Raw genomic sequence first — 12,950 nt, forward strand, 5'->3', positions numbered from 1 at the left:
CCGGCTCGTCCGGGAACTGTCGACCGACGCCCGCAAGCCGATGCCGCGGCTCTACATCTCCGAGACCCGGCAGCCCAACGCGTTCGCCACCGGCCGGAGCCCGCGCAACGCCGCCGTCTGCTGCACCCGCGGCATCCTGCGCATGCTGGACGAGCGGGAACTGCGCGCCGTCCTCGGCCACGAACTGTCCCACGTCCACAACCGCGACATCCTGATCTCGTCCGTCGCCGCCGCCATCGCCACCGTGATCACCTACCTGTCCCATCTGGCGATCTTCCTGCCGATCGGCCGGTCCGAGGACGACGACGGCCCCGGCGTCCTCGGCGCCCTGCTGATGCTCGTCCTCGGCCCCGTCGCCGCCGCCGTCGTGCAGATGGCGATCAGCCGCACCCGCGAGTACTCCGCCGACGCCGCCGGCGCCCGCCTCACCGGCGACCCGCTCGCCCTCGCCTCCGCCCTCCGCAAGATCGACGCCGGCACCCGGGCGATGCCGCTGCCCCAGGACCCCGAGCTCGCCACCACCAGCTCCCTGATGATCGCCAACCCGTTCGCCGGCGCCGGGATCGGAAAACTCTTCTCCACTCACCCGCCGACCGCCGACCGCATCGCCCGCCTGGAACGCATGGCCGGCCGCCGCTAGAGCGCCGTCAGCACCACCGGCCCATCGCCCGTGATCGCGATGGTGTGCTCGAAGTGCGCGGCCCGGCTCCCGTCCCTGGTCGCCACGGACCACCCATCGGCCAAAGTCACGGTCGCATCGCGCCCGCTCTCGGTCACGAGCGGCTCGATGGCGATGGTCAGCCCCTCCCTGAGCCGCATCCCGCGCCCTCGCCGGCCCGTGTTCGGCACCGGCGGATCTTCATGCATCTCCGTCCCGATGCCATGCCCGCCGGACCCGTCCGCGATCCCGTAGCCGGCGTTCCTGGCGGTCTCCTCGACGGCGGACGAGACGTCTCCCAACCGGTTCCCGGGAACGGCTTGGGCGATGGCCTGCTCAAGCGCGGCCCGTGTGGTCTCGACAAGCCGCGCACCCGCCTCATCGGATGTCCCGACCATGAATGAGACGGCCGCGTCCCCGCAGTACCCGCCGAGGCGGGCCCCGCAGTCAACGGTCACGAGATCGCCGTCCAGGAGGACCCTCCCGTCCGGGATGCCATGCACCACGACCTCATTGACGGACACGCAGATGTTCGCCGGATAGGGGTAGGGCGCCCAGGCCGGCTTGTAGTGCAGAAACGGCGACGTCGCATGATGCTCCTTGAGCGTCCGCGAAGCCACCGCCTCCAACTCCGTGAGCGGCACCCCAGGCTCGGCCGCCGCCCTGACGTCCCGCAGAATCCGGGCCACGACCCGCCCGGCCTCCCGCATGCGCTCCCACTCCCGTGGGCTTCGGTAGGTCACCATGCAGAAGATTATAATACCAGTATTACAATCACTCGTATGGTGCGCACCCCACTGACCGACGAACAGCGCGACCGAGGCAAGGCCCTGGGCCAGATCCTCCGCGCCGCCCGAGGCCCCCGCCCGGCCGCCGCCGTGGCCCACGAGGCCGGCATCTCCCTCGACACCCTCCGCAAGATCGAACGCGGTGCCATAGCCGTCCCCGCGTTCTTCACGGTCGCGTCCCTGGCCCGCGTCCTGGACCTGGACCTGACGACCCTCGCCACCACGCTCGCCGATTTCGAGCGAACCACCCCGGACGCCGCCGCGTCATAACACGCGAGAGCGCGCCGGCCCCTTCGGCGGGGGATGGGGCCGACGCGCTCCTCGAAAGATCACCGATAGTTGACGAACTGAAGCGCCACATCGAGGTCCTTGCCCTTGAGCAGCGCGATGACCTCCTGCAGGTCATCCTTCTTCTTCGCGCTGACCCGCAGCTCGTCCCCCTGGATCTGAGCCTTCACACCTCTCGGCCCCTCGTCCCGGATGATCTTCCCGATCTTCTTCGCGTCCTCCTGGGCGATGCCCTCCTTGAGCCCCACGCTCAGCTTGTGCACCTTCCCGGACGGCTTCGGCTCGCCCGCGTCGATCGCCTTCAGCGAAATCCCCCGCTTCACGAGCTTGTCCTTCAGCACGTCCAGCACCGCGTTCGCCCGCTCATCGGTGTTCGCCTGGATCTCGATCGACTCCCCCGACCACTTGATCCCCGCGTCCACGTTCCTGAAGTCGAACCGGTTCGCCACCTCCTTGGCTGCCTGGTTCACCGCGTTGTCGACCTCCTGCCGGTCGAGCTTGGACACAATGTCGAACGAGGAATCGGCCACGACCCACACATCCCCTCAGCAGCAACTTCCGATCAAGAAAGCGTATCGACTCCCCACGCCCCGGACGCCCCGCCTCGATGTCACACCCACGCCCGCGGTCCGCTATTCTTTCCAGTGCCGTCGCGAGAGCGACACCACGGCGGGTTGCCCGAGTGGCCAATGGGAGCGGACTGTAAATCCGTCGGCTTAGCCTACCCAGGTTCGAATCCTGGACCCGCCACACCAGCAGAAACAGCCCCTGACCAGGCAAGACCCGGTCGGGGGCTGTTCTCGTTGTGTCCGGCTGTCTCTGATCGTTAACGGCCTTCTACGGGTGACTGTGCCGAATACGTGCCGAAGTTCTACGGGCTCTTTGGCCTGGTCGCCTCACTGATTCGGCGCTTAGCGTCCTCCTCCTGACCGGCCACGCACTTGGCGTAGACGCGCAGCAGGACGGCGACGCTGTGCCCCGCCCACTCGGCGACCTGAGCCGGAGGCACGCCCGCCCCGAGCCACGTCGACACGGCCGCATGCCGGAGGTCGTACGGCGTCTTGGCCAGCGGTGAGGCCGCTTCCCGCTCGCTCAGCGCGGTTTCCCTGGCTTTGTGCCAGGCCCCGAGGTACGTCCGGTCAGTCATGATCCCGCCGCGCGGCCCGACGAACAGCCGGCCCCCGGCCGGGATGTTGAACTCCTTGATGTGGTGGCGCAGCAGCGTGACGAGTTCCGGGTGAATCGGCACGGGCCGGGTCTCGCCGGGCGCCCGATGCTTGAGAGGCTGCCTGTCCCGCGGCTTGCCGCTGTCCGTCCACCGGGAGCCGCTACGCGGTTCGGCATGGGTCAGCCGCATCTCACCCCAGCCGTCATCGGGCAGGCTCACGAGGGCATCGCGCCGCAGGTCCACCGCTTCCTCTGGCCGCAGCGCGGCGTAGTACATGACGGCGAAGAACGCCACCATGCGCTCACCGCGCTTGCCCTGGCACCGGACGGCGTTGAGCAGCCGCCGCGCCTGGTCGGGATTGGCGACCACCCGAAGGTCAAGCGTCTGCGCCACGCGTGGCCGGGTCCACTTGACCAGGGTCAGCGGGTTGACCGGCAAAACGCGCCGCTCACAGGCGTACTCCATGGCGTTGTTGAAGGTCGCCCGCTTGCGCGTCGCCGTACTGCCCGCTGCCGGAGTGCCGTCCTGCCGACGGCTCAGCCGGTCGAGGACTTGCCGCGCGAGCTGTGGCCCCTGCCGGTCGGGGGCGAAGTCGCGCATGTCGACCGTGTTCCGCTCCAGCCACCGGACGGCCGAGGCCAGGTGTTCCGGCGGTTCGGTCTCGCCGTTCTGCAAGCGCCCGCTGTACGCCCAGGCCCGCAGCGCCTCACGCAGCAGACTGCCCGCCGGAGCGCCCTTGCCCGTGGTCAACAGAGCCTCTGTCGCGTCCGTGAGCGCCTCAGCGATGCCCCGCCGGTGGTTGGGGGAGGCGTACGGCCACTTGGCCGCGCAGTAGTCGAGGGAGAACGCGAACCAGGTGATTGCGTTCTCCTCCCGCTCCCAGGAGAGCGGACGGCCGGTCTTCAGGGCGAACGCCTCCCCCTTACGGGCCGCCGTGAGGAGGGACGAGCGGAAGCTATCGGCCTGTGCCGCGTTGCGGAACGGCTCTTTCCAGGTCTTCCGAGCGACCTTCCACCGCACGGTGTAGGTCGTGACCTTCTTTCCCTTGTAGACCTCGGTCTTGTAGACGCGGACGTCGTACGTGATGTCATCCATCAGGCAGCGTCCTCGCAGGCCGAGAGCCACCGGTCGAGGTCCCGCCGGCGAATGCGGAGACTGCCGTTCGGCAGGACGATGCAGAGGGGCGCGCGTCCCTTCTGGCGCCAGTCATAGAAGGTCGACCGGGAGATCTGGAGTTCAGCGCATACCTCGGGAACGGTGAGCGTGTCACGGGTGGTGGGTGTGGCCACGTGATGCCTCTCCATGGGTTGTCAGGAGCCGGACGGACTGAGTTGGGGGAGCGGTTTGCCGGTGAGGGCAGCGGTCAATAGCGCTTCACCGGGCGTCATCCCTTGGCCGAGGTAGCGCCAGTGGGAGATGACGAGGACCTGGTCGTCGTCGAAGAGGGGGAGGCGGCCGGTGGTGATGTCGTCGTGTGCGCGGCGGTTGTGGTCGATGCGGGCGGCGCGAAGACGGCCGAGGGTGGTGGAGTAGCGGCGGGATTTGGTGGAGAAGTGGCCGCGGAAGCCGAACATGTGAGCCCATTCGGTCAGCCGCAGCCCGGCGTATTCCTCGATCGCGCCCAGTCGCAGGCACGCGGTGATGAGGCGCCGGGCGTGGCCGCTCACGGGGAGGTCGGCCGGGTCGTCGGTGGGGCGTATGCGCCGGTCGAGGGTGCCGACGCATTCGGCGGCTTTGGTGGCGTATTTGGCGATGTAGCCCGCCACCGCCGTATCGGTCAGTTCCCCGGAGGCGGTGATGGGCCGGACGTCGACCTGTGAGCCCCACACGTGTTCTTTGGCCGGGACGTCTCCGGCGACGGGGGTTGAGACGGTGACGGCGCCCGCCGCATGGTGCACCGCCGCCGTCAGCAGGTCGAGGGACGCCCAGCCGGGCGGGGCGTTGTCGGGGCCGCCGGGTCCGTCCAGGCGTATGACGGCGTGGAAGTGGACCAGGCCGCGCCGCTGGTACTCGGCGACCTTGGCGAACGACACCGTGAGCACCTCGCGCAACTCGGCGACCCGCAGGCCCGCCGAGCGGGCGAGGTACCGGCGGAAGGCCAGGGTGAAGCGGCGCCACAGTTCGGGGGCGTGGGCGTTCCACAGCACGGCGCCGGTGTAGTCGAAGCAGTCGGGGCAGATCGGTTGCCCGAGCCGGGGGTCGTCGGCCGAGTGGCGGACGGTGCAGGAGATCGGCCGCCCGTGCTGGCAGGTCCCGCCGTCGCGCCGGGGACGGCAGGCCACTACGGCGCCGGTCTTTCCGGTGCGGCGGGTGTGGACCGGGCCGAAGGAGGGCGCGGTGAGGGTGACGAACGCCGCCGGATGCGAGGTGACCGATGCCGGGACGCCTTTGCCGCCGACCAGTCCGGCGCGGATGAGTTGGTAGGTGTCGGCGCGGTAGGTCTCGGCGCAGGACGGGCAGCGGGAGGCCCGCCGGGTTTTGCAGGCCACCCGCAGTACCCCGCCCGGCTCACGGGCGGTGGAGTAGTGGCGCAGGATCTCACCGGTCAGCGGGTCCAGGTGGGTGATGCGGCCGCGCAGGTGGACCGGTTGGGCACAGCCCCCGGTGGAGTGCGCGCGGCGTGCCCAGGCGCGGAAGTCGGCCCGGTTGAACCGTTCGGCCATGTCGCGGGCGGCTACTCCGGTGATGACAGGTGCCGGGTCGGGCATGATGGGGCGGGTCTCCTCATCCGTGTCAGGCGGGTGGTGGGGATGGCCCGGCGTGGCCGCGGGTGCTTGCCGGCGACAGCGGCCACGCCGGGGACTAGAAGGCGGCGGTGAACCGCGCGAGGGCATCGGCGACGAGCGCCAGGCCGCCGAGCAGGGCGCGGACGGCGTGTGCGGCGTTCTCGGGTTGGCGGATCAGGAACAGGCCCAGGACGAGCCAGAAGCAGGCGAAGGCGCAGCGGCGCAGGAACATCGCGGGTGTCTCTCGTGTCAGGTGTGGCCGTGGCCGTTGCAGTCGGGGCAGGTGGACCCGTCGGAGGCGATGCCGCCCCCGCCGCACGTCCCGCACACCCACCCGACGACGAGCGGGAGGAGCGTTCGCGGGTGACGGGTACGGGTGCGCATCAGGCCGCCCGCCCGGAGTCCGCGCTGCCCTGGTCGCTGCCCTGGTCGTCGTCCTGGTCGGTGTGGTTGAGGCGGATGTTGTCGCGGTAGCTGATGTGGGCGTAGTGCTCTTCCATCTGCCGTGCGGGGATGTGGACGATCCGGTAGGCGATGCGCCCGAAGGTCTTGGAGGCGATGTAGTGGCCGCCGCGCGGGCGGTCGTCGGTGACCTCGGCACCCAGGAGCGCGGCGACCTGGTCGACCTCTGCGGCGGCCGCGGCGTCGTCCCCGACGCGGGTGTGAACGCTGTAGTCCGCGCCGTACTCCTTGACCGGCACAGCCGGGTTGTCCTCCAGGAAGTTGGCCAGCGCGCGCAGGCCGGCGATGGTCTGGTGCCGGGCGAACAGGTCACCGGGCACGATCGGGGAGGTCTGGCCGGTCGGGTCGGTGGGGTTGATGTGAGCGGTCATTTGGGGGTTCCTCCAGAGGGTCAGGAGAGGGATGCGGTTTCGGTGCGGAGTTGGCGGAGCAGGTCACTCGCGAGCTGGTTGGAGACCCCAAGCCGGGCGCGCAGCGCGTCACGGGTGATCGGCTTCCCGTGCTCGGTCTGGTGTTCGGCCGCGATGCGGCGTGCGAAGTCGACCAGCGGCCCCGCCGGAGCCGACAAGTCCGACGAGCCCGACGGGGACGGGGGAGACGAGGCGGACGGCGTCGAGGCGGAGCGACCGGCGGGGATGGGGATGGAGGTCTGGCCGTCCTGCTCGTCCTCGCCCGGCTTCTGGTCGTCCTGGCTGTTCTGGACGGGCGCGGCAGCGACGGGAGTGGTGGGGCGCTCCCAGACCACCCACGGGGACGAGGGCGAGGGCGAGGCGGCCGACGAACCGGACGGGGACGAGGACGGGGACGGGTGGCCGGAGGAGTCCGGGACCGGCGGCACGTCGGCGGCCGGACGGGGCGAGGGGTGAACCGCCGGGCGGGGGTCGACCTTTCGGCGCTCCAGCATGGAGACGGCGACCAGGAACGCGCCCGCCGGGGTGCCCGCGGTGATCCAGCCCCACACCGACGGGTCGGCCTGTGCCAGGTTCGCGGCCAGTGACAGCAGGACGCCGCCGACCAGGACGACGGTCGGCCAGGACAGGCGCCCGGTCGCCCGTCCGGTGCGTTTGTCGCGCTGGCGTTCCCCGGCCGCCATGACGCATGTCAGGTCGATGCACACCGCGATGGCCCAGGCCATCCACCCGGTTTGGCCGTGTTGGGTGGCGGTGTCGCGGATGTGGGTGAACGAGCCCGCCGCCGCGATCGCGGCCAGCACCACCACCGGCCCCGAGTCGGCGACCGCGCCGAGGACGCGCCGGGTCATGCCGCCCGCCGGATGTCGACGAGCGCCAGGAGCGCGGCCAGCTCCGGGTCACAGCGGTGCGCGTCGGCCCAGTCGTCGACCTCGCCGCAGGAGGACGAGGTGAAGGAGTCGGCGCAGCGCTGGCAGCGGGCGAGGTGCAGGGAGCGGAACTCGTCCCACTCGACGCCGACCGGCCACACGTCCCAGGACGACACCACCGACGACCGGGACGGGGACGACGACGAGGACGGGGACGAGGGGGACGGGACGACGACGAACCGGGGACGAGGACGGGGACGAAGGACGCGGATGCGGGCGACCATCGGACAGCCTCCAAGGAGCGGTTTCGGGCATGGGTCGGGTAGGGACGTGGCGCGGTCAGGGCTCACGCCAAGCCGGGAGAGAGAGGGAGGGAGCCGGGCCGGTTAGGCGGCCGGGTCGACGGCCGGGACCGAGCCGACGAGGGTGCCCCAGTCCGGGGTCAGGTGCGCGAACTCCCGCGCCGCGTGTTCGGCCTCATGTTCGGGGACGTAGACCGAGCGGGCGCGGTGCCAGGTGCCGTCTTGGCCGGCGACGATGCACACGCCGGGTGTCTCGGCGGGGATGGCGCGGGCGGCGTCCAGGGCGGCCGGGTCGAGGTCGCCGAGGGTCATGGTGGCGGTTTCGGGGTCGTTGACCCGGTGGCACACCCGGCCGGAGAGCTGGGCGCGCAGTGCGGTGACGCCGGGGCCGAGGTCGGAGCCGATGCGCTGCCCGCACACCACCAGGTGGACCGCGAACGCCCGACCGAGCTGCGCCACCCGCAGCAGGGAGGTAGCCGTCCGCGACACCTCGTCCTTCTCCGATTTGTCGGCCATCAGGAACAGTTCGGCGACCTCGTCCACCAGGACCACGATCGGGACCGGCCGCAGGTGTTCGGGCAACGTCCAGACGTTGCGGGCACCGTGCGCACGGCACAACGCCATGCGGTTCTCGACCTCGCCCACCAGATCGGACAGCAGGTCGACGGACTCTTTGCGGGTGGTGGCCAGCGCCGACAGGCGCGGCGCATACGGGGTGAACTCCACCCCGCCCTTGAGGTCGAACCCGACCAGGGCGACCGGCTGAGGAGCCAGGCCCTTGATGAGGGCGTTGGCAAGGTTGGACTTGCCCGACTGCGTGGCCCCGGCGTTGAGCCAATGCGGCACCGTGCGGAAGTCCATCAGCCAGTCACGGCCGTTCTCCAGCTTGCCGGGACGCACGGTCAGAAGTTCGCCGGTCTCCGGGGTGGTGACCACGTCCACCAGCGGGTCACGCATCGTCGCCCACAGCGTGACGAAGCCGGGCCGCACGTCGACCACGCGCACGGCGTGGACGCGCCAGGCGTGCGCGATCCCCTCCGCCGCCCGCTCGTAGTCCGCCGGGACTTGCCCGTCGTGCAGCCGCAGCCGCATGCGCCAGCCGAGCCGGGTCGGGTGCAGGACGCCGAGGCGGGGAGCGCGTTCGACATCGACCCGCCGCACCCGCCGCTTGTGCTCGACCACCGTCGCAGCGGACCGGGATGCCGACCCCACGACCGGAAGGGCGTCGAGGGTGAGCCGGAACCGCCGCCGGTTGCGGGTGAGCTTGCAGCCCGAGGCGACGTGATGCCACGTCAGGTACACCAGCACCGCCCGGAGCGGGAAGCCGACGCCGTACCAGAACGAGGCCGGGTGGAACCGGCGCCAGGCCCAGAGTCCGGCCGCCGCAGCGGCCAGGACCCCGAGCACCATCAGCATGTCGTTCATGACCGGGCCGCCGTTCAGGCCACGCCCGCCGCAGCGGACACCGGAGCCGACGAGGAGACCGGGCCGGGCGCGGGAACGGGCGCGGGGACGATCCGCCGGGCGTGGTAGGAGATCCCCCACCGCATCACGCCGTTGATCTCCTTCTCCCACATGTAGCCGACCAGCCCGACCGGGGACACCACCTCCCCGACCGTCACCTCCGGCGCGCCCCCCACCGCGACCTTGAGCAGGTCCACCCGCCCCGACGCGTCGGCCGCCGACAGGCCCACCGTGAACACGGTCTCGCCGTTGCGGTTCACCTTGACCTCGCCGGTGTCCTGGTCGACCAGCTTGGGACGCGGCGCGGACACGCACACGAACGTCAGCGCCGACAGGTCCACCGGAATCGGGATGTTGCGCATGAACCCTCCTGTTGTCGACCCCCCTAGACACTCAAAGTCCGGCCGCTCTATGACAGGACTGTCTAGAGGGGTACACAGTGAAGGTAAGCGATGAATCCACAACTGTCTAGGGGGGTCTACAGATTCTTTGAGAGTCAGTCCCGGACGGCCCAGTAGACGGCGCTGGCATCGTCGGACGTCTTGCCGCGCGGCCAGCGAACGCCGCCGGGGTCTGATGCTTCGGCCTCACGAGTCCGGGCGATCAGTTCCCCCGGTCCGTTCTTGCGGAGGACGGCGAGCAGGTCAGGCCAAGTCATCAGGTCGAAGCGGTCGGCCAGCCGACTAGCACCATCGCTCAGCAGCGCGACCGCGTCCAGTTCACCGAGGGGCGTCGACCCCATTAGCGCCTCATGCGCCGCTTCCGGTTTCGTGCTCGCCACCCAGAACCCGCCCGGCTGATTGCGGTACACGGCAAGCCGCTCGACTCGACTCCGCAGCCGTCCCGCGTGTTCCTCACCGCCCACCGAGGGCAGCGCGCCTGGTTCGTTCAGGTGCGCGATCACCCCGGCGAGCCGGTCATCAGTGACGACCGTTGGCACCTGGCCGACCCGGTCGAGGACGAGCACGGCATCGGCGAGCACCAGGTGCTCGACCCGCCCCCCATTCACCCGAGCAAGAGCCACCGTCGCCGAAGGCGAACCCGGATGGCCCAGGTCACACGCCCCGGCATGCAACGCGTTGACTCGCTCGATGCTCACCGCAAGCGCCTCGTCCAGGCCCACGCCGACGTCGGAGGCAGCGGCCAGCAGCAGCCCGCCCAGAGTGCGCGCGTACCAGGCCACCGAATGCACGCACCCCGATTCCACCCCAGGCGGAGACCCTGCCCCGTCCAGCACCAGGAAGAGCCCCGGCGCGGCCGCCGCGAAATCCTCGTTGTCCCCGCCTGGACGTCCCGGTTCGCCGGCGATCAGCACGCGCATACGTTCCTCGTCAGGTCGACGCCTCGTCATGCCGGTAGATCGGGGTCAGCAACTCCGTCCGCACCGGCTCATGAGTGTCCGGGGCATACTCGGTGCCGACCACGACCGAGAACCGGTCCGTGCCGACCTGCCCCCACAGACTGCCGATATCCGTGGTCAGCAGGTGAATCACGCCCAACGAGCCCTCAGGATGGACACCCGCGATGGCAAGGAAGCTTCCCTTGCCGTCCGGCCGGGGCAACCGTCCCAGGTATCCGACGTCATAGGGACGAGGAGGGTCGTCCTCCTGCCCCGAGCGATGCTCGACCCCGGTCCGGGTGTCGCGCAGCAGCCATCCGGCCTCGTCCCGCTCCCACTCGATGACGGGATCCTTGCCGTACGCGTCCCCCATCGCAGGCGACATCCGAGGCCCGCAGATCACCAGCAGGCCGGGCCGGTTGAGATCGATCGTCCCATCGACCCCGACGTGATCGGACCGGATGGCCAGATCGAAGGTCCGGGCCAGCTCTTCCAGCCGCTGCCCGGTCTTCAGGTCGTCCAGCGCGACATACGTCCGATTGCTTGCCGGGTCAGGGCGAAGCGGAGTCACCACGGTCACCTCACCCGACCCGAGGAAGGCCCCCTCCGGTGCCGGCCCCGTGTGCCGGATCTGGTGGATACGCCCGCGGCTCAACCCCGCCGCCTGCGCGATCTGCGCATACGACATGCCCTGAGCGTGCAGATCCTGAATCAGCCGCCGCCGGAGCCGCGCCAGTTCGGTCACTTCCTGCTGAGCCTCAGCCAGGCGTTCGGTCGCAGCCCGCAGCAGCTCATACGGGTCATCGATCTGCGCGATGCGCTCCAACTCGCCTGGCATGACACCCCCTCCGGGCACTACCAGGGAGTCTAGGACCCTAGACATTGGGTCGGGAAGCTCATTGCCCGTTGAGGAGCTGACAGCACGCAGACGCCGCCGACGGCGCGGCATCGGGGGACCGCTCACACCGAGGAGCCGACGACGTCCGCCCAGACTCGCCGCCCGACCCGTACCGGTTCGCTGCCCCACGCCTTGGAAACGGATTCCACGATGAACAGCCCACGCCCCGACACCGCGGTCGGGCCGTCCGGGTCGTCCTTCACAACCGGGTAGGTCAGCGCCCCCATGTCGACAACGGCCACCCGTACGTGCCCGTTCTCAACGTCCAACTCCAGGACGAAGGACCCGCCGTCCTCCCCGCTCGCCGTGTGTTCCACGGCGTTCGTGCACAACTCGCTCACAACCAGTTCGACCAGACCGGCGACCTCGTCGGGGACACGGCCGCCGACGAAGGCCCGCCCGAAGGCCCTGGCATCCCTGATCGATTCGGGTCGACCCGCGAACAGCCGAGACCAGCGCGTCACATCGATCACCACCCGCGCGTCTAGGGGGCTAAACACCCCAAGGAACACGCAGCGTATGACAGATCTAGAGGGCTATTCAATACGTTCAGTGAATAGAACCTAGAACCTTACGCAGATCACGGGCCGCCCGCTCCACCAACCCACGAGCCTCGTCCCCGAACACCGCCGCCCGCTCGAACCTCTCGAAAGTCTCGACGTACGCCCGGACCTCGTCGGCATCGGTCAAGGTCAGCTCACGCGTGAACGTCTCCACCGACACGGCCGCATCGTCGTACACCGTGAACCCATGCAACGGCACCCGCGGCATCCCCGCCCTAGGCACGACCCCCAGCCGGACGTTCGCCCACCCCGATACCTCCACCAGCCGCGCCAACTGCCCCTCCATGCACGCACCCGACCCCGGCCACGTCCGCAAGACAGCCTCAGCCACCACGAACACGAACCGCCGCCCCTCGTCCTCCAGCACCGAGACCTCATCGACCGTCACCCCGGTCGCCGTCGCATACTCCGCCGTCCACAACAACCGAGGCACCACCCCAGCCTCAAACCCCCGCACCACCCGAGCCCCCCGCGCCAACTCCACCCCCGAACCCGCACGGAACGACACCCCCGCATCAACCCGACGAACCGTCTCCGCATACGCCTCCCGCACCAGCCCCACCAGCCGCTCAACCTGCGCCGGCTCCACATCAAGAACCCCGAACAGCCGAACCACCACCGAAGGATCAGAGACCCGCCGCCCCATCTCCACCCGAGACACCGTCGGCTGAGGAACCCCAGCCCGAGCAGCCAACCCAACCCCGGACAGTCCGGCCGCAGTCCGCAGCCGCCGCAACTCCCGCCCAATCTCCACCAGCCGCTCAGCACTCATAGTCGAGCGTTCTACCACCCCCGAAGCCCACCCACGACCCGGACGAGGAAAGCAGCCACACCAACACGAAACCGCAGGTCAACACACCCCGCCCCCGACAGGATGAGGATTTTCCCTACGTCTTCAAGGGCGCCGCTACGCGTCGCCAGCGGCGCGGCGCACCGGGCGTGCGGCCTCTCCGGGCCGGTCCCGGCGCGCCACGCCGCCTACCACTCTCAGCTTTCCCCAGGGACGTCAAGGAGG

Annotated in this window: 17 protein-coding genes and 1 tRNA gene; 3 read left to right on the forward strand and 15 right to left on the reverse strand. The window is 70.1% G+C overall.

The window, feature by feature from the left end:
- On the forward strand, positions 1-640 hold a 640-nt coding region (locus tag AF1_RS29145; protein ID WP_067806480.1), incomplete at its 5' end, for a M48 family metalloprotease.
- Here the strand turns inward: AF1_RS29145 and map are convergent.
- Complete coding sequence (gene map / locus AF1_RS29150; RefSeq protein ID WP_067806484.1) at positions 637-1,404, reverse strand: type I methionyl aminopeptidase; 768 nt, start codon at positions 1,402-1,404, stop codon at positions 637-639. The genes AF1_RS29145 and map overlap by 4 nt on opposite strands.
- 36 nt (positions 1,405-1,440) lie before the next feature.
- On the opposite strand from map, the gene AF1_RS29155 reads away from it, so the two are divergent.
- Complete coding sequence (locus tag AF1_RS29155; protein ID WP_067806491.1) at positions 1,441-1,716, forward strand: helix-turn-helix domain-containing protein; 276 nt, start codon at positions 1,441-1,443, stop codon at positions 1,714-1,716.
- A 59-nt stretch (positions 1,717-1,775) separates the two neighbouring features.
- Here AF1_RS29155 and AF1_RS29160 read toward each other — a convergent pair whose 3' ends face one another.
- Entirely contained in the window at positions 1,776-2,264 is a 489-nt protein-coding gene (locus AF1_RS29160) for a YajQ family cyclic di-GMP-binding protein (protein ID WP_067806516.1), read from the reverse strand.
- 138 nt (positions 2,265-2,402) lie between these two features.
- Here AF1_RS29160 and AF1_RS29165 point away from each other — a divergent pair.
- Positions 2,403-2,484 (forward strand) — tRNA-Tyr (locus AF1_RS29165).
- Positions 2,485-2,605: 121 nt separating this feature from the next.
- On the opposite strand, the gene AF1_RS36710 is transcribed toward AF1_RS29165, so the two are convergent.
- The 13 genes from AF1_RS36710 to AF1_RS29225 all read right to left on the reverse strand — a co-directional run bounded on the left by AF1_RS36710 (position 2,606) and on the right by AF1_RS29225 (position 12,707).
- Positions 2,606-3,997 (reverse strand): tyrosine-type recombinase/integrase, encoded by a 1,392-nt coding sequence (locus AF1_RS36710; RefSeq protein WP_067806492.1) that lies wholly within the window; start codon positions 3,995-3,997, stop codon positions 2,606-2,608.
- Positions 3,997-4,191, reverse strand: coding sequence for a helix-turn-helix transcriptional regulator (locus tag AF1_RS29175; protein ID WP_111832429.1), 195 nt, complete (start codon positions 4,189-4,191; stop codon positions 3,997-3,999). The genes AF1_RS36710 and AF1_RS29175 overlap by 1 nt, the downstream gene beginning before the upstream one ends.
- A gap of 21 nt (positions 4,192-4,212) precedes the next feature.
- On the reverse strand, positions 4,213-5,610 hold the full coding sequence (locus tag AF1_RS29180) for a replication initiator (protein WP_084263451.1): 1,398 nt from the start codon (positions 5,608-5,610) through the stop codon (positions 4,213-4,215).
- Between the two features lie 94 nt (positions 5,611-5,704).
- Positions 5,705-5,860 (reverse strand): hypothetical protein, encoded by a 156-nt coding sequence (locus AF1_RS35435; RefSeq protein ID WP_165488341.1) that lies wholly within the window; start codon positions 5,858-5,860, stop codon positions 5,705-5,707.
- A gap of 151 nt (positions 5,861-6,011) precedes the next feature.
- Positions 6,012-6,461: a hypothetical protein gene (locus tag AF1_RS29185; RefSeq protein ID WP_067806495.1), complete on the reverse strand. Its 450-nt coding sequence runs from the start codon at positions 6,459-6,461 to the stop codon at positions 6,012-6,014.
- 20 nt (positions 6,462-6,481) lie between these two features.
- Positions 6,482-7,351 (reverse strand): DUF2637 domain-containing protein, encoded by an 870-nt coding sequence (locus AF1_RS29190; RefSeq protein WP_067806497.1) that lies wholly within the window; start codon positions 7,349-7,351, stop codon positions 6,482-6,484.
- Positions 7,348-7,653 carry a hypothetical protein gene (locus AF1_RS29195; protein ID WP_067806501.1) on the reverse strand — a complete coding sequence of 102 codons (306 nt, stop codon included), beginning with the start codon at positions 7,651-7,653 and terminating at the stop codon, positions 7,348-7,350. The genes AF1_RS29190 and AF1_RS29195 overlap by 4 nt, the downstream gene beginning before the upstream one ends.
- A gap of 102 nt (positions 7,654-7,755) precedes the next feature.
- Positions 7,756-9,096, reverse strand: a complete 1,341-nt coding sequence (locus tag AF1_RS29200) for an FtsK/SpoIIIE domain-containing protein (RefSeq protein WP_067806504.1) — start codon at positions 9,094-9,096, stop codon at positions 7,756-7,758.
- A gap of 14 nt (positions 9,097-9,110) precedes the next feature.
- Positions 9,111-9,497, reverse strand: coding sequence for an SCO3933 family regulatory protein (locus tag AF1_RS29205; protein WP_067806510.1), 387 nt, complete (start codon positions 9,495-9,497; stop codon positions 9,111-9,113).
- A gap of 134 nt (positions 9,498-9,631) precedes the next feature.
- Positions 9,632-10,456, reverse strand: coding sequence for a protein phosphatase 2C domain-containing protein (locus AF1_RS29210; RefSeq protein WP_067806511.1), 825 nt, complete (start codon positions 10,454-10,456; stop codon positions 9,632-9,634).
- A gap of 10 nt (positions 10,457-10,466) precedes the next feature.
- A complete protein-coding gene (locus AF1_RS29215) occupies positions 10,467-11,312 on the reverse strand; it encodes a sigma-70 RNA polymerase sigma factor region 4 domain-containing protein (RefSeq protein ID WP_067806523.1) in 846 nt (281 codons plus the stop codon).
- A gap of 122 nt (positions 11,313-11,434) precedes the next feature.
- Positions 11,435-11,884 carry an ATP-binding protein gene (locus tag AF1_RS29220; protein ID WP_242608695.1) on the reverse strand — a complete coding sequence of 150 codons (450 nt, stop codon included), beginning with the start codon at positions 11,882-11,884 and terminating at the stop codon, positions 11,435-11,437.
- Positions 11,885-11,921: 37 nt separating this feature from the next.
- Complete coding sequence (locus AF1_RS29225; RefSeq protein WP_067806513.1) at positions 11,922-12,707, reverse strand: Scr1 family TA system antitoxin-like transcriptional regulator; 786 nt, start codon at positions 12,705-12,707, stop codon at positions 11,922-11,924.
- Between the last annotated feature and the right edge of the window lie 243 nt (positions 12,708-12,950).

Source organism: Actinomadura formosensis NBRC 14204, assembly GCF_001552155.1.
Classification (GTDB): Bacteria; Actinomycetota; Actinomycetes; order Streptosporangiales; family Streptosporangiaceae; genus Spirillospora; species Spirillospora formosensis.

Coding starts and splice junctions, on each gene's coding strand:
- AF1_RS29185 (WP_067806495.1), bottom strand. CDS start 6,461: ATGACCGCTCACATCAACCCCACCGACCCGACCGGCCAGACCTCCCCG.
- AF1_RS29180 (WP_084263451.1), bottom strand. CDS start 5,610: ATGCCCGACCCGGCACCTGTCATCACCGGAGTAGCCGCCCGCGACATG.
- AF1_RS36710 (WP_067806492.1), bottom strand. CDS start 3,997: ATGGATGACATCACGTACGACGTCCGCGTCTACAAGACCGAGGTCTAC.
- AF1_RS29215 (WP_067806523.1), bottom strand. CDS start 11,312: ATGCCAGGCGAGTTGGAGCGCATCGCGCAGATCGATGACCCGTATGAG.
- AF1_RS29225 (WP_067806513.1), bottom strand. CDS start 12,707: ATGAGTGCTGAGCGGCTGGTGGAGATTGGGCGGGAGTTGCGGCGGCTG.
- AF1_RS29195 (WP_067806501.1), bottom strand. CDS start 7,653: ATGGTCGCCCGCATCCGCGTCCTTCGTCCCCGTCCTCGTCCCCGGTTC.
- AF1_RS29190 (WP_067806497.1), bottom strand. CDS start 7,351: ATGACCCGGCGCGTCCTCGGCGCGGTCGCCGACTCGGGGCCGGTGGTG.
- AF1_RS29205 (WP_067806510.1), bottom strand. CDS start 9,497: ATGCGCAACATCCCGATTCCGGTGGACCTGTCGGCGCTGACGTTCGTG.
- AF1_RS35435 (WP_165488341.1), bottom strand. CDS start 5,860: ATGTTCCTGCGCCGCTGCGCCTTCGCCTGCTTCTGGCTCGTCCTGGGC.
- AF1_RS29155 (WP_067806491.1), top strand. CDS start 1,441: ATGGTGCGCACCCCACTGACCGACGAACAGCGCGACCGAGGCAAGGCC.
- AF1_RS29210 (WP_067806511.1), bottom strand. CDS start 10,456: ATGCGCGTGCTGATCGCCGGCGAACCGGGACGTCCAGGCGGGGACAAC.
- map (WP_067806484.1), bottom strand. CDS start 1,404: ATGGTGACCTACCGAAGCCCACGGGAGTGGGAGCGCATGCGGGAGGCC.
- AF1_RS29200 (WP_067806504.1), bottom strand. CDS start 9,096: ATGAACGACATGCTGATGGTGCTCGGGGTCCTGGCCGCTGCGGCGGCC.